Origin of the sequence: Aeromonas taiwanensis (assembly GCF_000820165.1) — a bacterium.
In the GTDB taxonomy this organism is placed as follows: Bacteria; Pseudomonadota; Gammaproteobacteria; order Enterobacterales; family Aeromonadaceae; genus Aeromonas; species Aeromonas taiwanensis.
Map to the genome: position 1 here is coordinate 31,018 of NZ_CDDD01000106.1, position 20,315 is coordinate 51,332.

The following is a 20,315-nucleotide window of genomic DNA, read 5'->3' on the forward strand; positions in this document are numbered from 1 at the left end:
CAGGCTTTTTTTATTGGTAATAGTCCATGCACTAATGCTAAGCACACGTCACAAAAGACAAAAATTTGTGTATTTATTGTTTTTACCCATCGCTTCCCTTTCTTGTCAAATTGTTATCTTTTCTTTAAAATTTCCATGGTCTTTCTGTGTCAATTGCCACTCCGCTTCCACCGCAGTTGTCAGGGAGAGGAGATAGGAAACGGGGACACTATAAGAATGAGCGGAGTCCACATGGGAGAGTTTTTGGATGAGCAATGCGCCAGTTGATACCGGTCGCCGCAGATTTCTTACCTGGTCAACGGTTGCCGTTGGCGGTGTAGGAGCTGCTTTTACCGCAGTGCCGTTTATAAAGTCATGGAATCCGAGTGCCAAAGCCAAGGCGGCGGGGGCACCGGTAGAGGTGGATATCAGCAAGTTGGAGCCGGGTCAGCTGATCCGGGTCGAGTGGCGTGGCAAGCCTGTCTGGGTGGTGAAGCGCACCAAGCAGACTCTGGATGCCCTGGCCGCACACGACGACAAGTTGCGAGATCCTGCCTCCGACGAGCCACAACAACCGGACTATGCCCACAATGGCTACAGATCCATCAGGCCGGAAATCTTCGTGGCGGTCGGTATTTGTACTCACCTGGGTTGCTCCCCCTCCTACCTGCCCGACAGCTTCGGCGAACAGGTGCAAGGGGTGACCTCCGGCTTCTTCTGCCCATGCCATGGTTCCAAGTTTGACATGGCCGGTCGGGTGTTCCAGGGCGTGCCTGCGCCGCTGAACCTGGTCATCCCGCCATACCAATTTCTTAGCGACACCACCATTCTGGTGGGTGCCGATGGCAAGGAGGCCTGACCATGTTTGCCAAACTCATGGGCTGGATTGACGATCGTTTCCCGCTCACGGCCATGTACAACGATCACATGGCCAAGTATCCGGCTCCCAAGAACCTGAATTTCTGGTACTTCTTCGGTTCCCTCGCCATGCTGGTGCTGGTCAACCAGATCATCACCGGCATCTGGCTCACCATGAACTACAACCCCTCTGCGGAAGGCGCCTTTGCCTCCGTCGAGTACATCATGCGGGATGTGGATTACGGCTGGCTGCTGCGTTACATGCACTCCACCGGCGCCTCCGCCTTCTTTGTGGTGGTCTATCTGCACATGTTCCGCGGCATGATCTACGGCTCTTACCAGAAGCCGCGCGAGCTGCTGTGGATCTTCGGCATGCTGATCTTCCTGGTGCTGATGGCGGAAGCCTTCATGGGTTACCTGCTGCCATGGGGCCAGATGTCCTTCTGGGGAGCTCAGGTCATCATCTCGCTGTTTGGCGCTATCCCGGTCATCGGTGACGATCTGACCTTGTGGATCCGCGGTGACTACGTCATCTCCGGTGCCACCCTGAACCGCTTCTTCGCGCTGCACGTCATTGCGCTGCCGCTGGTACTGGTGATGCTGGTGGCCATGCATATCCTGGCGCTGCACGAGGTGGGGTCGAACAACCCGGACGGCATCGACATCAAGAAGCACAAGGATGAAAAAGGCTGGCCGCTGGATGCGGTGGCTTTCCACCCCTACTTCACGGTCAAGGACATGATCGGGGTGGCAGGTTTCCTGTTCCTGTTCTGCGCCATCATCTTCTTCAAGCCGGATATGTGGGGCTACTTCCTCGAGAAGCCGAACTTTGAGGTGGCGAACGGTCTGAAGACTCCGGAGCACATTGCCCCGGTCTGGTACTTCACTCCCTTCTACGCCATCCTGCGCGCGGTTCCGGACAAGCTGCTCGGGGTCATCATGATGGGCCTCTCCATCGTGGTGCTGTTCCTGCTGCCCTGGCTGGATCGCTGCAAGGTGCGTTCGGTGCGCTATCGCAGCACCCTGCACAAGTTGAATATCGCCCAGTTCGTGGTCTGCTTCATCATCCTGGGGGTGCTGGGCGTGCTGCCATCGACTCCGACACTGACCCTGATCGCACAGGTCTGTTCACTGGGCTATTTCGGGTTCTTCGTCCTGTTGTTCTTCTACAGCAAGAATGAGAGCACCAAGCCGCTGCCGGAGAGGGTGACATTCAAATGAAAAGAATAATGTTTGCAGTGCTGGCCCTTCTGCCCGGCCTGGTGTTGGCCGCAGGCAGTGGCTTCCCGCTCGACAAGGCGGAATATGACCTGAGTGACAAGGCATCCCTGCAAAGGGGGGCTACCACCTTCATGAACTACTGCGCCGGTTGCCACTCCACCCAGTATCAACGTTACAACCGGGTGGCAGCCGACATCGGCATTCCGGAAGAGTTGATGAAGGAGAACCTGATCTTCACAGGCGCCAAGATCGGCGATCTGATGAAGAGCGCCATGTCCGAGAAGGACGCGGCGCGCTGGTTCGGTGCGCCGCCGCCCGACCTGACCCTGGTGGCCAGGGTGCGGGGGGCCGACTGGGTGTATACCTATCTGCGCTCTTTCTATGTGGATGAGACCCGGCCGTTCGGGGTAAACAACGCTGTCTTCCCGTCGGTGGGCATGCCCCATGTGCTGGAGCCGCTGCAGGGGACGCCCCGTGCAGAATTCGCGACCCACAAGGTCGATGGCGTCGATGTCCAGCAGGTTGCCAGCATCAAATCTGACGGCAACGGTGAAATGAACAATGAAGAATATGATCAGACGGTGCTGGATCTGGTAAACTTCTTGGTCTACTCGGCTGAGCCGGTGCAGCAGGAGCGCGAACGCATGGGTTTCTGGGTACTCGGTTTCATCGCTATCTTCTTCATCTTCACTGTGCTGTTGAAGAAGGAGTTCTGGCGCGACGTTCACTAAGCGACCAGATCGGAGTAATATGACGCACGGCAATGAAGACAGACATGCTTCATTGCCGTTTCTGCTTTTTAATGACGGGAGGGTTCAATGGCTGTAGCTGCCAATAAGCGTTCGGTAATGACGCTGTTTTCCGGTGCCAACGATATGTTCAGCCATCAGGTGCGCATTGTCCTGGCGGAGAAGGGTGTTAGCGTGGATATCTGCCAGGTTGATCCTGCCAACCTGCCGGACGAGCTGGCCGAGCTGAACCCGTACAACACTGTGCCGACCCTGGTGGATCGCGAACTGGCGTTGTACACCTCGCGCATCATCATGGAGTATCTGGACGAGCGTTTCCCGCATCCGCCCCTGATGCCGGTCTATCCGGTGGCGCGTGGCAACAGCCGTCTGATGATGCATCGCATCGAGCTGGACTGGTACTCGCTGGCCGACAAGATCATGGCAGGCACCGATACCGAAGCCGCCCGCGCCGAGCTGCGTGACAACTTGCTGGCCATCGCCCCCATCTTCGGCGAGATGCCTTACTTCATGAGTGAAGAGTTCGGTCTGGTCGACTGCTACATGGCTCCGCTGCTGTGGCGTCTGCCGAGCCTGGGCATCGACTTCACCGGTCGTGGCGCCAAGGAGCTGAAGGCCTACATGGTGCGTCTGTTCGAACGTGAGTCTTTCCAGGCCTCCCTGACCGAAGCCGAGCGCGAGATCCGTGCCGGCGTATGAGCATGGAACCGACAATGACTCCCAGTCGCCCGTATCTGCTGCGGGCGTTTTTTGACTGGTTGCTGGATAACGATCTGACTCCCCATCTGGTGGTCAATGCGAACATTCCCCATGTGATGGTGCCGATGCAGTTTGTGCAGGATGGTCAGATCGTCCTGAACATCGCTCCCCGAGCCGTCGGCCAGTTCCACATGGACAATGAGGCCGTCAGCTTCAACGCCCGCTTCGGTGGTGTGTCGCAGCAGGTCTATATCCCGATGGCGGCCATTCTGGCCATCCATGCCCGGGAGAACGGCGTGGGCACCCTGTTCCCGCCGGAGCCGGGTTACGATCTCTGGCTGGAGCAGGCTGAGGCCACGGCGCAGCCCGAGCCCGAATCGGAGCCACCGCGCCCGTCGGGCCGTCCGACGCTGAAAGTCATCAAATAAAAAAACGCAGCCTCCTGGCTGCGTTTTTTACATCCCCTGCATGATCAGTTCTGGGCGAACTCGAAGGCCTTGATCACCTGCCTCACGCCGCTGACGTGGCGGGCTATCTCCACGGCCTGATCCCCCTCCTGGCGGGTCACCAGGCCAATCAGGAACACCTCGCTGTTCTCGGTGACGACCTTGACCTTGGCGCTGTCGAAGTTCTTGGCGGCCAGCATGTCGGCCCGCACCTTGGAGGTGATCCAGGTGTCGTTGCTGCGCACCCCGATGCTCACCGGCTTGCCGAGACGCAGCTCGTTGTAGACGTGGCGCACCCCTTCGATACGAGCCACTATCTTGCCCGCTTCCTGCTTGTAGGTGTCGGAGGGGGTCTGGCCGACCAGCAGGACGCGGCCATTGTTGCTGTAGACGCTGATCTTGCTGGCGGCGCTAAGGGGCTTGTTGTCGGCCAGCAGGTTGGCCGCCTTCAGCTCGATGGCCTGATCGTCCCATTGGGCACCCAGGGTGCGGCGATCACCGGACGCCTTGGCGGTCCCGGCGGCGCCCCCCACCACGACGGCAGCACAGCCCTGCAGCAGCAGAGAGGCGGTCAGCAGGCCAAGCACCAGTATCTTCTTGTTCATGGTTTCAATCTTCCTGTTGCGGGAAAAGAGTCTGGTCGATGAGATCACAGAGGCAGTGCAGGGTCAACAGATTCACTTCCAGAATGCGGGGGCGACGGGCGGAGGGGACGCGGATCTCCACGTCATTGGGGCCGAGCAGGCCGGCGATTTCTCCTCCGTCCCCGCCACCCAGCACTATGATGGTCATGTCGCGGGAGAGGGCCGCCTCGGCCGCCTTGATCAGGCTGCGACTGTTGCCCGTGGTGGTGATGACCACCAGTATGTCACCGGGCTGACCCAGAGCCCGGATCTGCTTGGCATACACCTCTTCGAAACCGTGATCCGTGGCGATGGCGCTGATGGTGGCCATGTCCGGTGTCAGGGCCAGGCCAGGCAGGGAGGGGCGGGGCGTCTCATAGCAGTTCACCAGCTCGGAGATGAACAGCTGTGCCAGCGCCGAGGAGGGGCCGTTGCCGCAGGCCATCACCTTGTGGCCATTGAGCAGACAGATGGTCAGCATCTGGGCCGCGGTGTGGATGGCGTCCGGCAGCGCCTCGGCGGCGGCTATCTTGGTCTGGATGCTCTCGGTGTAATTCTCTTTGATGGGATCTGTCATGGGGTCCTCTTAAAACGCGTTCTGGATCCAGTCCGGCTGGTCGCCCTCGAACGCGATCACATCGAATCGACAGGCCTGGCTGGCCTCATTGATGGCATGTTGCTTGAAATAGTGGCGGGCGGCCAGCACGATCTTGTGCTGCTTGCGCCGGGTGACCGAGCTGGCGGCCCCGCCATGGCTGGCGTGAGCACGATATCTGACCTCGACAAACACCAGGGTATCCCCCTGGCGCATGACAAGATCGATTTCACCACCGCGGCAGCGGTAGTTGCGGGTCACGGGTTGCAGGCCGCGGGCCTGCAACCAGCGTTCCGCTACCTGCTCAAAGAGCTGTCCCTTGCTCGTCGCTGCCGATGGCAACAGGTTCAACCACTGCTGGTGCAGCTGTGTCAGTAACCTCTTCATGGGTCGCGTCCTCCAGCTGGGGCAAGGCGGTGTCGCTGACCAGCTTGCCATTCTGATAGGTGGCCCACTCCAGCACGCGCACGATGTTGCCCTGAGGATCCACGCTCAGCTGGCCGCTCATGCCCGGCTGTTGCATGGCGTTGACCTGGCGCATCTGCGGCAGGTTGTCAGCCAGGCTGACCGCATCGTAGCCGAGGGCGAACAGACGCAGCAGATCCCCCTGGGTTTGCGGCCAGAGAAGTGCAATCTGTTCACGCTCCTTCTCGTAGCTGCCCAGGATCAGCGGCATGTCGGAGATGTGCATGCCGTTAAGTTCGGAGGCGACCTCGGTCGCCCCGCTGTCATAGCCGCGAGAGCTGCTGTAGATGGGCAGGCTGCCCATGGGATTGACCGAGATATCCACGTAGGGCTTGATCATCCGTGTCTCCAGGCTGTTGGCCACCACGTAGACGGCATCGATACTGCGCGGCGCGGCATCCGAAAGCTGGACGATCTCCCCGGCGCGGGCGGTGGAGCGACCGCTCAGGGCATTCTTGACCATGCCCTGCACCTCGTTGCGTGCCCCGAAGGTAGCGACCACCGGCTTCTCCTGGCTGACGCCGGCCCAGGCCTGCTCAAACGCCTTGATGCTGCTGTAACCAATACGGCCCTGTGCGGCGATCAAGAGGGGTTTGCGATAACCCTGGCCGTAGAGATACTGCGCGGCCTGGCTCGCGTCGGCGGCGGCAGAGAGAGAGAAGTAGAAGGTGTTGTCGTTGACGATCGGCTTGTCCAGCTCGTTCAGCGCCAGTACCGGCACGGTCGGGTTGGACTTGAGCAGATCCTCGACCTGATCCTTGAGCAGCGGGCCGATGATCATGTTGGCCCCTTCCTGGATCGCCTGCTTGTAGAGGTCCCCCATCGCCTTGCCCTGGGTGTCGTAGAAGTTCAGGGTGAATTGCCCCTGATTCTCCTTGTAGGACATCAGCATGCCGTTGCGGATGGCGGCGCCCTGCGCCTCCAGGTTGCCAGAGAGCGGCAGGAAGACGGCGACCTGCTGCAGCGTGCCGCTGCTCGTGGTGGCAAGATCGCCAAGGCCGGCCGGCATGTCACTCTGTGCCGGGTGGTTGGGGAAGCTCTGCTTCCACCCTGCTAGCTGGCGGGAGAGCTGGCTTGGCTGGGCGCCAAACTCGTTCACCAGGGCAGCCAGCCGTAGCCAGCCGGTGGTGACGTCGGGAGCCGGCGCCTCTTCCAGGGCTTGCAGGGTGGAGGGGGTCATGCTCTTGAGCAGGGACCAGATCTGCTGATGGTTGGTGGAAAGCTCATTCTTGGCCAGGTAGGGTTCCAGCAGGATCAGCGACTTGGCGGCACCGAACTTGTTGTTGATGTCCAGTTGCAGCACCACGCGCTGGCGGTACCAGTCCTTCTGGGTATCGGCATCCAGCACCACGTCCGGCTTGCCCTCCAGCAGGATGAGTGCCTGGTTGGCATTGCCCTGGGCGAGCAGCAGATGCGCCTGCAACAGTTGCAGCTGCGCCTGTTGTTCCGGGCTCTGGGCCTGCTTCTGCAACTGCTGGTACAGGGCGGCGGCAGGCTTGGCCTGACCGAGCGCAAGGTAGCTGCGGGCGGCCATCACCTGCCAGACGAAGGCTTCCGCCGGTTTGGCGGGGTCGACCTGTTCCAGATACCACTGGGCATTCTTGGTCAGATCCGAGAAGGCCGACGGCATGCCGGGCTGACCCGAAGGTTGATTGGGCTCCGACGCACAGGCGGCGAGCAGTACTGCCGCGAGTATGATGCCGAAGAGTCGTGATACACTTAGCTGCTTTGTAACCCGGTTCAAGTTCATTCCCCGACCAGTGTTGAAATTCCTCATAGTGTAAACGGGCCAATATGACGACACAATTGTCGGGGCACTCGGAGATCCCATGAGTGACATCCCAACCCTGTATATAGTCCCTACCCCGATCGGCAATCTGGCGGATATCACCCAGCGCGCATTGGACATTTTACGCCGTGTCGATCTGGTGGCTGCCGAGGATACCCGGCACACCGGCATCCTGCTCGGTCACTACCAGATCTCGGTGCCGACCTTTGCCCTGCATGACCACAACGAGCAGCAGAAGGCGGATGTGCTGATCGGCCGGATCAAGGAGGGCAAGAGCGTCGCTCTGGTCTCGGATGCCGGCACCCCGCTCATCAGCGACCCCGGTTATCATCTGGTCACCCGCTGTCGCGAGGCCGGGGTCAGGGTTGTGCCGCTGCCGGGTCCCTGCGCCGCCATCACGGCGTTGAGTGCTGCCGGCCTGCCCACTGACCGTTTTGCCTTCGAAGGCTTCCTGCCTGCCAAGGCCAAGGGGCGCGACGATCGCCTGCAGGCCGTCATCGAGGACACCCGCTCCCTGGTCTTTTACGAGTCGCCGCGCCGGGTGCAGGAGACGGTGGAAGCCATCGCTCGCATCCTCGGTGAACGCCAGGTGGTGGTGTGCCGCGAGCTGACCAAGACCTTCGAATCCATCCACGGTCTGCCTGCCTCCGAGATGCTGACCTGGCTCGGCGAGGACGAGAATCGCTGCCGTGGCGAGATCGTGCTGGTGGTGGCGGGAGCGAGCAAGGTAGAAGAGGAGTTGCCGGCGGAGGCCATCCGCACCCTGGGGCTGCTGGTGGCCGAGCTGCCACTCAAGAAGGCGGCGGCACTGACCGCCGAGATCCACGGGGTGAAGAAGAACGCCCTCTACAAATACGGCCTGGAGCACCACTGAGACAGGCTGTGGACCCCTCGTGTGCGGAGGGCTCTTGTCCTGCTCGGCCCCGATACCGGGCTCGCGGGGTAGGAGAGGAATCTGCTTCCATCACGGCGAGCAGAGGTGCCCCCGATGCTTTCGACGGGAGGCCGCTGGCCGCCAAGGAGGCGTAAGCTGGCTCTGGCACAGGATAAATTGCTGCAAACGGGAATTGCCGGTTTACCCCGCCGGTATCACGGGGCTATAATCCGCGCCTCGGAGTTGGCTGGGCAATCGCTGCTTCGTCGTTGTGTCCCTCGGGACAGACGGGCGGAGGGGAGGAAAGTCCGGGCTTCATAGGGCAGGGTGCCAGGTAACGCCTGGGGGGCGCGAGCCTACGACCAGTGCAACAGAGAGCAGACCGCCGATGGCCCGCAAGGGATCAGGTAAGGGTGAAAGGGTGCGGTAAGAGCGCACCGCGCGACTGGCAACAGTTCGTGGCACGGTAAACTCCACCCGAAGCAAGACCAAATAGGCCCCTATTGGCGCGGCCCGCGTTGGGGGCGGGTAGGTTGCTTGAGCCAGCGAGCGATTGCTGGCCTAGAGGAATGATTGCTACCGGGGCAACCCGGAACAGAACCCGGCTTACAGGCCGACTCCGACCTACTTCAGGTAAGCAATTACCTTAAAATCCCGGCACCTCTGGTGCCGGGATTTTTATTTTCGGCTTGTCAGACCCCCGCGTGGCGCCTTTTGGGGTTTTGTAATAAAGTTCTCGCCCGTTTCGGTCGCTCTGTATCGGCTGAACTATTGGTATCAGTCACGCGGCCGGCCTGATGAGAGTCGCGACATGGCAGCAGGACGAGATGAAAATGGCAAAGGTGGTTTTGTAATGTCATCAAGCGGCGTAATGCTCACACCTGCCCGGCTGCTCAGTGCCGAGCGGGGCAGAGCTCTTCCCCAATATGATCTGCTGGGCGTCGAGCGTGCCAATCAGGCACGTCTCAAGCAGCTCAATGCCCAACTCAGCGCGTTTTCCCAGCAGGCCTCGGGCTGTATGGCCCAGTTGTTCAATGCGGCGGATTGCGATCTGGGTTACCAGGATTTTGCCTCCGCATTCCCGCAGGAGCAGGACGATCACCTGATCTGGGTCGAGGCCCGTACCCCCCTGGATGCCCAGCGCATCACCTACTTTGCCATCGATCCCGCCGTCATCTATCGGCTCGCCGTGCTGTTCTTCGGCGGCTCCCTGCAACACGAGGGAACCGTGGCCGCCCATGGCAGGGGATTGACAGATACCGAGCAGCGCCTGCTGCTGCGACTCTGCCAGTACCAGGTGGAGATCTGGTCCGCCTGCCAGGGTCAGGGGGATCTCGCCTGGCAACTGGCCCTGACTACCCGGGATGCGCTGCCGGCCAGCCGGCTCTGGGTGGCGCAGGCCGGCATGTTGGCGGGGGGCCGCCAGCATGATTGGCAGTTCTGGCTGGCGCCCCCCGAGGAGACCCTCAGCATCGGTGGTCAGAGCGTGCAGCCAGCGCAGCTGGAGCAGGCACTGACTCAGGTGCCGGTACGGCTGCGGGTGGTCATGGGGCAGATGTCCATGACCCTGGCCGACCTGGAGTGCCTCAAGGTGGGAGACGTGCTCTCGCTGGATTTACCCGAGGTGGTGCCGGCCCTGATCGGCCACCGCCCCTGTTTCAATGGACGCATTGCTGAACATAAAGGCAGCCTGGTGTATCAGGTTGCAGCAGTGGTAGAGGAGTAGTCGAATCGTGAACGAGCACAATATGAATGACCCGCTGGATCTGGATGGCCTGGATCAGCTGTTTGGTGACGACATCAGCATGCCGAGCGCGGCCGACTACATGGCACCGACCAGCAGCACCAAGCAGCGGGATCTCTCATTTTTCCACCAGATCCCGGTCAAGGTGACGCTGGAAGTGGCCAGCACCGAAGTCGCTCTGGGCGAGCTGATGAAGGTGGAAGAGGGCGCCGTCATCGAGCTGGACAAGCTGGCCGGCGAGCCGCTGGATGTGCGCGTCAACGGCCGCCTGCTGGCCAGGGGTGAGGTAGTGGTGGTCAACGGCAAATACGGCCTGCGTCTGGTGGACGTGGTCGACACCAAGCTGCTGGGTGGCATGAACGACTGATGCGCTATCTGGCGGTTGTCCTGCTGCTGTTCGCGCTGCCGGGTTGGGGCGCGGACATGACGCTGTTCTCGGTCTCGCCCAGCGAGACCGGGGGAGAGGATTACAGCATCAAGCTGCAGATCCTCTTCTTCATGACCCTGCTGGGTCTGCTGCCGACCCTGCTGCTGATGATGACCAGTTTCACCCGGATCATCATAGTGCTGGCCATACTGCGCCAGGCTCTGGGGTTGCAGCAGAGCCCGCCGAACCGGGTGCTGATCGGCATCAGCCTGATCCTGACCCTGGTGATCATGAGGCCGGTCTGGACCGACATGTACCAGCACGCCTTCGTGCCCTATGACCAGGACGAGATCACCCTGACGGAGGGGGTTGCCCGGGCCGAGAAACCGCTGCGCCAGTTCATGCTGGCACAGACCCGGGAGCCGGATCTGGAGCAGATGCTGCGCATCTCCGGCGAGCCGACCACCCTCGCCAAGAGCGAGGTCCCCTTCGGCGTGCTGCTGCCCGCCTTCGTGCTGAGCGAGCTGAACACCGCTTTCCAGATTGGCTTCATGCTGTTCATCCCCTTCCTGGTCATCGATCTCGTGGTCGCGAGCGTGCTGATGGCCATGGGGATGATGATGCTTTCGCCCCTCATCATCTCGCTGCCGTTCAAGCTGATGGTCTTCGTGCTGGTGGATGGCTGGTCCATGACGGTCGGGACCCTGGCGGCCAGTTTCGGCGGGGGAGGCTGACGTGACCCCCGAGCAGAGTGTGGCCCTGGTGGGGGGCGCCGTGAATCTGGTGGTCATCATGGTCTCCGTGCTGATCGTGCCCGGCCTCATCGTCGGGCTGGTGGTCAGCATCTTTCAGGCGGCGACCCAGATCCAGGAGCAGACCCTGAGCTTCCTGCCCCGTTTCATCGTGACCCTGCTGACGCTCATCTTCACGGGAAACTGGCTGCTGTCGCAGATCACCACCCTGTTTGCCGACCTGTTCCAGAAGATTCCCGGGCTCATAGGATGAACTCCCTGCTGTCGTTCAGTGCGGCCGAGCTGACCGCCTGGCTGGGACAGTGGTGGTGGCCCTTCGCTCGCATCGCGGCGGCCTTCTGGGTGATGCCGGTCTTCGGTGATGGGCGGGTGCCGGCCCAGGTCCGTCTCCTGCTGGCGTTCGTCATCAGTCTCATGATCGCCCCCATGATGAAAGGCATGCCGGTGCTGGATCCCTTCAGCGTCGGCATGCTGGTGCTGACCCTGGAGCAGTTGCTGTTTGGTCTGCTGTTCGGGCTCTGCATCCAGATGCTGTTCATGGTGATGACCATGGCGGGCCAGATCCTCTCCATGCAGATGGGGTTGGGGATGGCGGTGATGAATGACCCCTCCAACGGGGACACGGCCCCCATCGTCAGCCAGATCATGCTGATCTTCTGCTCCCTGCTGTTCCTTGGGCTCAACGGCCATCTGGTGACTCTGGATGTGCTGGTGCAGAGCCTGCACACCTGGCCGCCGGGCACCTCGCTCTATGCTCTCGACATGAAAGGCGTCGTCGGGCTCTTTGGCTGGAGCATAGGGGCTGCCCTCATCCTGACCTTGCCCGCCGTGGTCGCCATGCTGATGGTCAACCTCACCTTCGGGGTGCTGAACCGCACGGCCCCCTCCCTGAACATCTTCTCCCTGGGCTTCCCCATGACGCTGCTGCTGGGGCTGCTCACCATGGCCATCTCCATCAGCGGGGTGCCGGCTCGCTATCTGGATCTGGTCTCCCACGTGCTGGCCCAGCTCAGGGCCCTGACGCCGACATGAGCCAGCACAGCGCCCAGGACAAGACCGAAGAGGCCTCTTCCCAGAAACTGCGCAAGGCGCGGGAAGAGGGCCAGATAGCACGCTCCAAGGAGCTGAGCTCCGCCGGTCTGCTGCTCATCGGCGGTCTCGCCATGCAGTGGATGGTGCCAAGCTTCGGCCTCTTCTTTGCCGAGCTGATGAAGCAGCCCCAGCGCTTCAACTGGCAGGGGCCCCGGGATCCCCAGATGATGATCCACTGGACCGCGGATGCGCTGATCGGCATGTTGTGGGTCCTGCTGCCGCTGTTCGGTCTGCTCGCCCTGCTGTTGGTCCTCCTCGGCGCCGTCCCCGGCGGCATGGTGCTGGTCTGGAAGAAGCTGATGCCGAGCGGGGAGAAGCTCAATCCGCTCAAGGGCCTCAAGCGGATGTTCTCGACCCACAGCCTGATGGAGCTGCTGAAATCCCTCCTCAAGGTGCTGCTGATCGGCGGCACCCTGGCCCTGATGCTGGAGCACCAGTGGCCCACCCTGATGATGATGAACCGCATGCCGCCCCAGGCCGCCATGGAACAGGCGCTGCGGATCCTCTCCCAGGCATTTATCTTGCTAGGCAGTGTGCAGATGCTGATCGCCGTGCTGGATGTGCCCTACCAGCGCTGGTCCCTGAGCAAGCAGCTGAAGATGACCAAGCAAGAGGTCAAGGACGAGCACAAGAACAGCGAGGGGCGTCCGGAGATCAAGGCGAGGATCCGCCAGGTGCAGGGCATGCTGGCACGAGCCCGCATTGAGCAGCGGGTGCCCCAGGCCGACGTGATCATCGTGAACCCGACCCATTACGCGGTGGCCATCAAGTACGATCCCGAGCGTGCCAACGCTCCCTATGTGATTGCCAAGGGGGTGGACAGCATGGCGGAGCGGATCCGCGAGGTGGCCGGGCAGCACGGCAAGATGGTGATGAGCCTGCCCGAGCTGACCCGGGCCATCTACTACTCCACCCGGGTGGATCAGGAAGTGCCGGCGGGTCTCTACACCGCAGTCGCCTATGTATTGAATCATGTATTGCAGCTACGGGCCTATGAGGCTGGCAAGGGCAAGAGACCCAACCCCCTTGCCCCCTTGCACGTGCCGCCCGAGTTACGTCAACCTGAGAGGTAAGTTGTGAACTGGCGTGTATTGACCCAATCCTATACCGCAATCCCCATGATGCTGCTGGCCATCCTGGCAATGATGATATTGCCTCTGCCGGGCTGGCTGCTGGACGCCCTGTTTACCTTCAACATCGTGCTGGCGGTGCTGGTGCTGCTGGTCTCCGTCTCGGCCCGCCGTCCGCTGGACTTCTCCGTATTCCCCACCGTGCTCCTGGTCGCCACCCTGATGCGACTGTCCCTCAACGTTGCCTCCACCCGGGTCGTGCTGCTGCACGGTCATGAGGGCAACGAGGCCGCCGGCAAGGTGATCCAGGCCTTCGGCGAGGTGGTCATCGGGGGCAACTACGTGGTCGGTCTGGTGGTCTTCGTGATCCTGATGATCATCAACTTCGTGGTGATCACCAAGGGGGGGGAGCGTATCTCCGAAGTCTCCGCCCGCTTCACCCTGGACGCCATGCCGGGCAAGCAGATGGCCATCGACGCCGACCTCAATGCGGGGACCCTGGATCAGCACCAGGCCCGGGCTAGGCGGGAGGAGATCGCCAGGGAGGCGGACTTCTACGGCGCCATGGACGGGGCCTCCAAGTTCGTTCGTGGCGATGCCATCGCCGGCCTGCTGGTGCTCATCATCAATCTGGTAGGGGGGCTGGCCATCGGCATCTTCCAGCACTCCCTGCCGGTTTCCGATGCGTTTCGTATCTATGCCCTGCTCACCATAGGTGACGGCCTGGTCGCCCAGATCCCCTCCCTGCTGATGTCCACCGCCGCCGCCATCATCGTCACCCGGGTGAGCGACGAGGGGGAGATGTCGGATCAGGTCGGCCAGCAAATCCTCGCCTCCCCTCGTGTGATCTACACGGCGGCGACCATCATGCTGATCCTGGGCCTGGTTCCCGGCATGCCCATGCTGGCCTTCCTCAGCTTCGCGGCCGTACTGGCCTGGACCGGCTGGAGCGTCAGCCAGCGCCGGGCCCAGGATCCGGCGCTGGATGCGGCAGAGGCGCTGACACGCCAGATGGTACAGCCGGAGCCCCAGGGGCTGGAGTGGCAGGACTTGCCGCCGGTGGACACGGTTGCCATCGAACTCGGCTATCGGCTGGTCCCCCTGGCGGAGGCGGACAAGGGGGCCGAGTTGCTCGCCCGGGTGCGAGGCATCCGCAAGACGCTCTCCGAGCAGTATGGCTTCCTGCTACCCGAGATCCGGGTGCGTGACAACCTGCAACTGCAGCCGGATCAGTATCGCATCAAGCTCTCCGGCATCGCCCTGGCCTCGGGCAACGTGGACTGCCAGCGGCTGATGGCCATCAGCAGCGGGGAGACCTACGGCGCGCTGGATGGCGAGCTGACCCAGGATCCCGCCTACGGCATGAACGCGGTCTGGATTTCGCCGGACAACAAGGCCAAGGCCCTCAACCTGGGTTACTCGGTGGTGGATTCCGCCACCGTCATCGCGACCCATGCCAGCAAGCTGCTCAGGGAGCAGCTCGACAGCCTGTTCGGTCATGACGAGGTGGGCAAGTTGGGCCAGCATCTGGCCACCCAGTCTCCCCGTCTGGCGGAGGAGCTCAATCTGGCCCTGACCCAGATGCAGCAGCTACGGGTCTTCCGCCAGCTGCTCAAGGAGCAGATCAGCCTCACCGACATCCGCACCATCGCCACCACCTTGCTGGATGCGAGCGAGCTGACCAAGGATCCCGTCCTGCTGGCATCCGATGTGCGCTGCGCACTGAAACGGCAGATCGTCAGACAGGCGATAGGTTCCCGCGACGTACTGGGGGCCTTCACCCTGGATGATCGGCTGGAGCAGACCCTGCTGACGGCGATGAGCCAATCCCAGCAGCAGGGGAAGATCCAGCTGGACAGCTTCCCGGTGGATCCCCAGCTGCTGGCACAGCTGCAGCAAAACATGCCGCTGGTGAAGGAGCAGTTGCAGCAGCAGGGATACCCCCCTGTGCTGGTGGTGATGCCCCAGCTCAGGCCCCTGATCGCCCGCTATGCCCGCTCCTTCTCGAAGGGGCTCAAAGTGATCTCGTACAATGAAATACCGGAAGAGCTGCGGGTTGAGGTAATTGGCACGTTGGGCTGAAGTTGAATTGCCTTATTCTCTGCCGGCAGGAAGTGACTATTCCGCATATCTGCTTGAATTGTCATATAAAGCCGTTATGATGTGACGGTTTTTGACGCGACACATACTGACGATTAAATAACAAAATACAAACAATCAGGTGTGTCTCATGGCTTGAAGGATCACCAAGCCATGCCATCCAAATACGGGTCGTCGCATGATAAAGGCAAACTGAACTGAAAAGTCAGGACGCAAAGCCTCCGGTCTAACAGCATTGATGCTAATGATAGCGGGGTTGCCAAGGCCATGATTCTCGCCTTGTTTTTATGAAGATATAGGGCAAGCGCTCAATTAGAAGCGCTGCTCTGTCTTTGTATGTCTTAATTTTTCAGCTGTCGGTTCTGTTGATTGATTCATGTGCAATCACAGGTTCGGGATAATATGTTTTCTGATATTTCTATCAAGGAAAATTCAGTATCGGTCGATATTGGAACCCATGCTCATTTATTATTGGTCTCCTCATTGTCACCAAATGGAAACCATGTTGGGCAAATATTATTGAATGCCGGTTATCGAATTACCCATCAGGATTCTGTGACGCAGGCCAAACATTTTATTTCGAACCACTGCGTTGATCTTATTCTGCTCGATATGGCCGTCATGACAGAAGCCGGCCCTGCCATGGTGCAGACGCTGGCGGGAACCGACTGCGTCATCCTGGTCAATGAACATCAGGCCTATCTGGCGGCCGAGGCCATGCGGGCCGGTGCCATCGACTACATCATCAAACCCTTCAGCCAGCGACAGATCCTCGACGTCGTCAGGGGCGCCCTGCGTCTGCGCCAGGCCATCCCCAACCTGATCGCCACCTCCCCCCAGAGCCTGCAGGTGCTGCAGCTCGCCCGCCGGGCTGCCAAGACCTCGGCCACCATCCTCATCGGTGGCGAGTCGGGGACGGGCAAGGAGCGGCTTGCCCGCTACATCCACGAGATGTCCAGCCGGGCGGCCAAGCCCTTCGTGGCCATCAACTGTGCGGCCATCCCGGAGGCCATGCTCGAGTCCATTCTCTTCGGTCACAGCAAGGGTGCCTTCACTGGCGCGACAGCCAGTCAGCAGGGCAAGTTCGAGCTGGCCCAGGGGGGCACCCTGCTGCTCGACGAGATCTCCGAGCTGCCGCTAGCATTGCAGGCCAAGCTGCTGCGGGTGCTGCAGGAGAAGGAGGTCGAACGGCTGGGCAGCCATCAGGTGATCGCGCTGGACGTGCGCATCATCGCTGCCAGCAACCGGGATCTGCGGGAGCTGGTGGTGCGGGGCGAATTTCGCGAGGACCTCTTCTACCGGCTGGACGTGCTGCCCATGAGCTGGCCCGCCTTGAGAGAACGGCAGGATGACATCCTGCCCCTGGCGGAGTACTTCATCGAGCGTTATGCCGCACAGCAGGGTTATCGCCTCAGCGAGAGCGCCCGCCAGCAGCTGCTCTCCTATGACTGGCCAGGCAATGTGCGCGAACTGGATAACGTCATCCAGCGGGCGCTAATTATGGCTCGCGGATTGCATATTCAGGCCGTCGATTTGATGCTGCCCCATTACGCAGCTGAAGCCGACACCCCGCTACCGCAGACACTCGCGGCCCCGGAGGGGCTCAACGAGACCAAGCGGCATGCCGAATTTCAATTCGTTCTTGAGACGTTGCGCCGTTTCCGTGGCCACCGGACACGCACGGCAGAAGCCCTCGGGATGACGACCCGGGCACTTAGATACAAGCTGGCTGCCATGCGCGAGCAGGGCATCGATGTCGAGCAGCAGATACAAAACTAAGGGATAACCGAGTGAAGATTGAGATCATGTCATCACAGGTGACACTCCTGCAGCAGATGCAGGAAATGCAGCGAGTCGCCAGTCAACCCCCTGCCATCGAGCCAAACGAGGCGTCTGCCGTCTCGTTCGGCGACGCCATGCGTGACGTCGTCGGCCGGGTCAACGAACAGCAGAACATCGCCTCCAGCCTAATGACCGCCGTCGATGCGGGGCAGAGTGACGATCTGGTGGGGGCCATGGTGGCCAGCCAGAAGGCAGGCCTCAGTTTTTCCGCCCTGATGCAGGTGCGCAACAAACTGATGACCGGCTTCGATGACATCATGCGCATGCCGCTCTGAGGTTGGTGATGACTGAATTGGTATCCTCTTCACCTGCGTCAGGCTCCCTGATCGCCCGCGTACAGGAAGGGATGCGCAACTGGCGCACCCTCTCCCGGGACAACAAATCCATTCTGACCATAGCGCTGCTGGCTGCGGTGGTCGCCGCCACCATAGTGGTGATCCTCTGGACCTCCAGCAAGAACTACGTGCCGCTCTACGGCAAGCAGGAACTCTACGACACCGCCAACATCATGGAGATGCTGGAGAAAGAGCAGGTGCCGTTCCGGCTCGAGAAGAGCTCGGGACAGATCCTGGTGCCTGAGAGCCAGCTTGCCCATGTCCGTATGGCGCTGGCGGCCCGCGGCGTCCGGGCCGCCATGCCGGCGGGCCTGGAGGGGCTGGACAGTGTCACCGGTCTTGGCACCAGCGAATTCATGGAAGGGGCGCGTTACCGCCACGCCCTGGAGGGGGAGCTGGCCAGAACCATCATCTCCCTGGATGCGGTGCGCAGTGCCCGGGTGCATCTGGCCATCCCGAAGCGAACCCTGTTTGTCGGCCGTGACGAGGAGAAGCCCAGCGCCTCCGTGATGCTGGATCTGCAGCCGGGCCAGTCCATGGAGCCGGGCCAGGTAGAGGCGATCGCCAACCTGGTGGCGGGCAGCATCTCCGGCATGAAGCCCGGCGCCGTGACCGTGGTGGATCAGAGCGGCCAGCTGCTGAGCGCGGAGCTGGGTGACAAGGCGGGCTTCGGCAAGCAGAGCGTCCAGCAGATGGAGTACGTGCGCAAGCTGGAGCAGTACATCCGCCAGCGGGCCAACGACATGCTCTACCCCATGCTGGGCACCGGCAACTTCCGGGTGCAGATCGCAGCAGACGTCAACTTCAACGCGGTGGAGGAGACCCAGCAGCAGCTCGATCCCAACGGGGTGGTGACCAGGGAATCCAACAAATCCGACAAGACCATAGACGCCCTGGCCCTCGGCATTCCTGGTGCCCTCTCCAACCGTCCCCCGGAAACGGCGCCCCAGACCGATCAGGCCGCCACCGAGGAGAACAAGGCGCAGGAACCTGCCAAGAACGACACCCGAACCGAGCGCCAGGAAGTCAGCAAGCAGTATGAGAACAGCCGCACCATAGTGCATACCCGCTATCAGCAGGGGCGACTGGAGCGGATGAACGTCTCCATCCTGCTCAACCAGCAGATCGGCCCCAAGGAGGGGTGGAGCGCGGAGCAGCTCGAGCAGATCCGCCAGATGGTGGAGCGCTCGGTCGGCTTTGACAGCGCCCGTGGCGACCAGATCAGCCTGCAGGTGTTCGATTTCAACGGCGCCGTGCCGGTGACACCGCCGGAGTCGAGCTGGCTGGAGACCCCCTACTGGCAGGATTCCCTGCGCTACCTGGTGGGCGGACTGCTGGGGCTGACCCTGGTCTTCTTCGGCATTCGTCCCCTGGTGAAGCACCTGGTGCGTACCCAGCAATATCCTGACACCGAGCCCGGACAGGAGCTGGACGAGGATCGGGAACCTGCCGTGGGTCTCTCCATGCGGCGGGAAGGGGATGAGGAACATGAACCGTCCTCCTCCGGCAATAGCCTGCAACAGCCCGAGTACAGGCTGGAGCCTCAGTTCTCCTCCCTGGATCTCGAGGCGCTGCCGGAGCCGGGGTCCGAGCTGGAGGTCCAGCTCAAGCACCTGCAACTGCTGGTGGACAAGGACACGGCCCGGGTGGCGGAAGTGGTCAGACAATGGGTGAGCGGCAATGAGCAACGGTAATCTGAATCAGAACGCGGTCGATATCGACATCGACAACCTCGAGAAGGCCGCCATCCTGCTGCTGAGCATGGGAACGGAGGCGGCCGCCAAGGTGATGCAGAAGCTGTCGCGGGACGAGGTGCAGCGCCTCATCTCCAAGATGGCCGGCCTCTCCGGCGTGAGCTCCATCGAAGCCAAGTGGACCCTGCAGCAGTTCTTCGACCAGTATCGCGAGCAGAGCGGCATCGGCAGCGCCTCGCGGGAATACCTGGAGCAGACCCTGGATCTGGCCCTCGGCCAGCGCCTCTCCCGCAGCCTGCTCGACAGCCTCTACGGGGATGCGATGAGCCAGGACATCCAGCGTCTGCAGTGGGTCCCGGCGGATGTGCTGGCCCGCTTCTTCCGCAACGAGCACCCACAGATGCAGGCGGTGCTGCTCGCCTTCCTGCCCCCCCAGACCGCCTCGGCGGTGCTGGACGCCCTGCCGGGGTCGGTTCACGACGATCTGCTGGTGCGGGTCGCGAGCCTCAGCTCGGTCAGCGAGCACGTTCTCGGGGAGCTGCGGCTGACCCTGGATCGCTGCCTCGCCTATGTGGCCGATCAGTCCGGTGCCAAGGTCAACGGGGTACGCCAGGTGGCCGACATCCTCAACCGCTATCAGGGAAACAAGGAGCAGATGCTCAGCCTGTTGCGGGAGCATGACGGCGAGATGGCCCTGGAGATCGAGAAGAACATGTTCGATTTCATGGCCCTGCGTCGCCAGAGCGACGACACCCTGCAGCGCCTGGTGCAGGAGTTGCCGGCGGATCTGCTGGCCCTGGCCCTGAAGAATACCGAGGCAGGCTTTCGCAAGGTGGTGCTGGGGGCCATGCCGAAGCGGATGGCGCAGGCGCTGGAGGCCCAGATCCAGGATCAGGGCAGCGTCTCCCTGCGCAAGGTGGAGCAGGCCCGGGAAGAGGTGATGCAGCTGGTGCGGGAACTGGTGGAGCAGGGCGAGATCGAGTTCCAGCTGTTCGAAGAGCCCACTGTCAGCTAACAGGAG

The 20,315-nt window shown here is 61.6% G+C and carries 21 protein-coding genes, 1 other RNA gene and 1 riboswitch; of the genes, 18 read left to right on the plus strand and 4 right to left on the minus strand.

Features of this window, described 5'->3' with window-relative positions:
* The first annotated feature begins 247 nt into the window (after window positions 1-247).
* The 5 genes from petA to BN1136_RS19240 all read left to right on the plus strand — a co-directional run bounded on the left by petA (window position 248) and on the right by BN1136_RS19240 (window position 3,934).
* Window positions 248-838, plus strand: coding sequence for a ubiquinol-cytochrome c reductase iron-sulfur subunit (gene petA / locus BN1136_RS19220; protein WP_043762663.1), 591 nt, complete (start codon window positions 248-250; stop codon window positions 836-838).
* A gap of 2 nt (window positions 839-840) precedes the next feature.
* Window positions 841-2,058, plus strand: coding sequence for a cytochrome b (locus BN1136_RS19225; RefSeq protein WP_043762664.1), 1,218 nt, complete (start codon window positions 841-843; stop codon window positions 2,056-2,058).
* Complete coding sequence (locus BN1136_RS19230; RefSeq protein ID WP_043762666.1) at window positions 2,055-2,789, plus strand: cytochrome c1; 735 nt, start codon at window positions 2,055-2,057, stop codon at window positions 2,787-2,789. The genes BN1136_RS19225 and BN1136_RS19230 overlap by 4 nt, the downstream gene beginning before the upstream one ends.
* An 87-nt stretch (window positions 2,790-2,876) precedes the next feature.
* The gene (gene sspA, locus BN1136_RS19235; RefSeq protein WP_039040485.1) at window positions 2,877-3,506 is read left to right on the plus strand and encodes a stringent starvation protein SspA; all 630 of its coding nucleotides are present in this window, start codon (window positions 2,877-2,879) and stop codon (window positions 3,504-3,506) included.
* Complete coding sequence (locus BN1136_RS19240) at window positions 3,503-3,934, plus strand: ClpXP protease specificity-enhancing factor (protein ID WP_043762670.1); 432 nt, start codon at window positions 3,503-3,505, stop codon at window positions 3,932-3,934. Before sspA ends, BN1136_RS19240 begins: the two co-directional genes overlap by 4 nt.
* A 44-nt stretch (window positions 3,935-3,978) precedes the next feature.
* Here the strand turns inward: BN1136_RS19240 and dolP are convergent, their stop codons facing one another.
* The 4 genes from dolP to BN1136_RS19260 are packed head-to-tail and all read right to left on the minus strand — an operon-like array spanning window position 3,979 to window position 7,385.
* On the minus strand, window positions 3,979-4,557 hold the full coding sequence (gene dolP / locus BN1136_RS19245) for a division/outer membrane stress-associated lipid-binding lipoprotein (RefSeq protein ID WP_043762671.1): 579 nt from the start codon (window positions 4,555-4,557) through the stop codon (window positions 3,979-3,981).
* Between the two features lie 4 nt (window positions 4,558-4,561).
* Window positions 4,562-5,152 carry a D-sedoheptulose-7-phosphate isomerase gene (locus BN1136_RS19250; protein ID WP_010675848.1) on the minus strand — a complete coding sequence of 197 codons (591 nt, stop codon included), beginning with the start codon at window positions 5,150-5,152 and terminating at the stop codon, window positions 4,562-4,564.
* Window positions 5,153-5,161: 9 nt separating this feature from the next.
* Window positions 5,162-5,557 carry a YraN family protein gene (locus BN1136_RS19255; protein ID WP_081843843.1) on the minus strand — a complete coding sequence of 132 codons (396 nt, stop codon included), beginning with the start codon at window positions 5,555-5,557 and terminating at the stop codon, window positions 5,162-5,164.
* Complete coding sequence (locus BN1136_RS19260) at window positions 5,475-7,385, minus strand: penicillin-binding protein activator (RefSeq protein ID WP_081843844.1); 1,911 nt, start codon at window positions 7,383-7,385, stop codon at window positions 5,475-5,477. The genes BN1136_RS19255 and BN1136_RS19260 overlap by 83 nt, the downstream gene beginning before the upstream one ends.
* A gap of 79 nt (window positions 7,386-7,464) precedes the next feature.
* Between BN1136_RS19260 and rsmI the strand changes: the two genes are divergently transcribed.
* From rsmI to fliGL, 13 genes are all read left to right on the plus strand, one after another.
* The gene (gene rsmI, locus BN1136_RS19265; protein WP_043762678.1) at window positions 7,465-8,298 is read left to right on the plus strand and encodes a 16S rRNA (cytidine(1402)-2'-O)-methyltransferase; all 834 of its coding nucleotides are present in this window, start codon (window positions 7,465-7,467) and stop codon (window positions 8,296-8,298) included.
* Window positions 8,299-8,537: 239 nt separating this feature from the next.
* Window positions 8,538-8,923: RNase P RNA component class A (gene rnpB / locus BN1136_RS19530), an RNA gene on the plus strand.
* 228 nt (window positions 8,924-9,151) lie between these two features.
* Entirely contained in the window at window positions 9,152-10,024 is an 873-nt protein-coding gene (gene lfiM, locus BN1136_RS19270) for a lateral flagellar motor switch protein LfiM (RefSeq protein WP_167332239.1), read from the plus strand.
* Window positions 10,025-10,031: 7 nt separating this feature from the next.
* On the plus strand, window positions 10,032-10,409 hold the full coding sequence (gene lfiN / locus BN1136_RS19275) for a lateral flagellar motor switch protein LfiN (protein ID WP_043762679.1): 378 nt from the start codon (window positions 10,032-10,034) through the stop codon (window positions 10,407-10,409).
* Complete coding sequence (gene fliP / locus BN1136_RS19280; protein WP_043809097.1) at window positions 10,409-11,143, plus strand: flagellar type III secretion system pore protein FliP; 735 nt, start codon at window positions 10,409-10,411, stop codon at window positions 11,141-11,143. Before lfiN ends, fliP begins: the two co-directional genes overlap by 1 nt.
* Window position 11,144: 1 nt before the next feature.
* The gene (fliQ, locus tag BN1136_RS19285) at window positions 11,145-11,414 is read left to right on the plus strand and encodes a flagellar biosynthesis protein FliQ (RefSeq protein ID WP_041211832.1); all 270 of its coding nucleotides are present in this window, start codon (window positions 11,145-11,147) and stop codon (window positions 11,412-11,414) included.
* Complete coding sequence (lfiR, locus tag BN1136_RS19290) at window positions 11,411-12,193, plus strand: lateral flagellar biosynthetic protein LfiR (protein ID WP_043764237.1); 783 nt, start codon at window positions 11,411-11,413, stop codon at window positions 12,191-12,193. Before fliQ ends, lfiR begins: the two co-directional genes overlap by 4 nt.
* On the plus strand, window positions 12,190-13,326 hold the full coding sequence (gene flhB / locus BN1136_RS19295) for a flagellar biosynthesis protein FlhB (protein WP_043764236.1): 1,137 nt from the start codon (window positions 12,190-12,192) through the stop codon (window positions 13,324-13,326). Before lfiR ends, flhB begins: the two co-directional genes overlap by 4 nt.
* Window positions 13,327-13,329: 3 nt before the next feature.
* The gene (gene lfhA, locus BN1136_RS19300; RefSeq protein WP_043809100.1) at window positions 13,330-15,405 is read left to right on the plus strand and encodes a lateral flagellar biosynthesis protein LfhA; all 2,076 of its coding nucleotides are present in this window, start codon (window positions 13,330-13,332) and stop codon (window positions 15,403-15,405) included.
* A 194-nt stretch (window positions 15,406-15,599) separates the two neighbouring features.
* Window positions 15,600-15,687, plus strand: a riboswitch (cyclic di-GMP riboswitch).
* A 138-nt stretch (window positions 15,688-15,825) separates the two neighbouring features.
* Window positions 15,826-17,202, plus strand: coding sequence for a sigma-54-dependent transcriptional regulator (locus BN1136_RS19305; RefSeq protein WP_043762694.1), 1,377 nt, complete (start codon window positions 15,826-15,828; stop codon window positions 17,200-17,202).
* 11 nt (window positions 17,203-17,213) lie between these two features.
* Window positions 17,214-17,540 (plus strand): lateral flagellar hook-basal body complex protein LfiE, encoded by a 327-nt coding sequence (lfiE, locus tag BN1136_RS19310; protein ID WP_081843845.1) that lies wholly within the window; start codon window positions 17,214-17,216, stop codon window positions 17,538-17,540.
* Between the two features lie 8 nt (window positions 17,541-17,548).
* Window positions 17,549-19,294 (plus strand): lateral flagellar M-ring protein FliFL, encoded by a 1,746-nt coding sequence (gene fliFL / locus BN1136_RS19315; RefSeq protein WP_081843858.1) that lies wholly within the window; start codon window positions 17,549-17,551, stop codon window positions 19,292-19,294.
* Window positions 19,281-20,309: a lateral flagellar motor switch protein FliGL gene (gene fliGL / locus BN1136_RS19320; protein ID WP_043762697.1), complete on the plus strand. Its 1,029-nt coding sequence runs from the start codon at window positions 19,281-19,283 to the stop codon at window positions 20,307-20,309. Before fliFL ends, fliGL begins: the two co-directional genes overlap by 14 nt.
* Window positions 20,310-20,315 lie beyond the last annotated feature (6 nt).

Excerpts from the sequence above, each read along its gene's own strand:
- BN1136_RS19305 (WP_043762694.1), top strand. The coding sequence starts at position 15,826 with ATGTTTTCTGATATTTCTATCAAGGAAAATTCAGTATCGGTCGATATT.
- fliFL (WP_081843858.1), top strand. The coding sequence starts at position 17,549 with ATGACTGAATTGGTATCCTCTTCACCTGCGTCAGGCTCCCTGATCGCC.
- BN1136_RS19230 (WP_043762666.1), top strand. The coding sequence starts at position 2,055 with ATGAAAAGAATAATGTTTGCAGTGCTGGCCCTTCTGCCCGGCCTGGTG.
- fliGL (WP_043762697.1), top strand. The coding sequence starts at position 19,281 with ATGAGCAACGGTAATCTGAATCAGAACGCGGTCGATATCGACATCGAC.
- rsmI (WP_043762678.1), top strand. The coding sequence starts at position 7,465 with ATGAGTGACATCCCAACCCTGTATATAGTCCCTACCCCGATCGGCAAT.
- BN1136_RS19225 (WP_043762664.1), top strand. The coding sequence starts at position 841 with ATGTTTGCCAAACTCATGGGCTGGATTGACGATCGTTTCCCGCTCACG.
- flhB (WP_043764236.1), top strand. The coding sequence starts at position 12,190 with ATGAGCCAGCACAGCGCCCAGGACAAGACCGAAGAGGCCTCTTCCCAG.
- BN1136_RS19260 (WP_081843844.1), bottom strand. The coding sequence starts at position 7,385 with ATGAACTTGAACCGGGTTACAAAGCAGCTAAGTGTATCACGACTCTTC.
- sspA (WP_039040485.1), top strand. The coding sequence starts at position 2,877 with ATGGCTGTAGCTGCCAATAAGCGTTCGGTAATGACGCTGTTTTCCGGT.
- BN1136_RS19255 (WP_081843843.1), bottom strand. The coding sequence starts at position 5,557 with ATGAAGAGGTTACTGACACAGCTGCACCAGCAGTGGTTGAACCTGTTG.
- BN1136_RS19250 (WP_010675848.1), bottom strand. The coding sequence starts at position 5,152 with ATGACAGATCCCATCAAAGAGAATTACACCGAGAGCATCCAGACCAAG.
- lfiR (WP_043764237.1), top strand. The coding sequence starts at position 11,411 with ATGAACTCCCTGCTGTCGTTCAGTGCGGCCGAGCTGACCGCCTGGCTG.
- lfiM (WP_167332239.1), top strand. The coding sequence starts at position 9,152 with ATGTCATCAAGCGGCGTAATGCTCACACCTGCCCGGCTGCTCAGTGCC.
- petA (WP_043762663.1), top strand. The coding sequence starts at position 248 with ATGAGCAATGCGCCAGTTGATACCGGTCGCCGCAGATTTCTTACCTGG.
- fliP (WP_043809097.1), top strand. The coding sequence starts at position 10,409 with ATGCGCTATCTGGCGGTTGTCCTGCTGCTGTTCGCGCTGCCGGGTTGG.
- BN1136_RS19240 (WP_043762670.1), top strand. The coding sequence starts at position 3,503 with ATGAGCATGGAACCGACAATGACTCCCAGTCGCCCGTATCTGCTGCGG.
- dolP (WP_043762671.1), bottom strand. The coding sequence starts at position 4,557 with ATGAACAAGAAGATACTGGTGCTTGGCCTGCTGACCGCCTCTCTGCTG.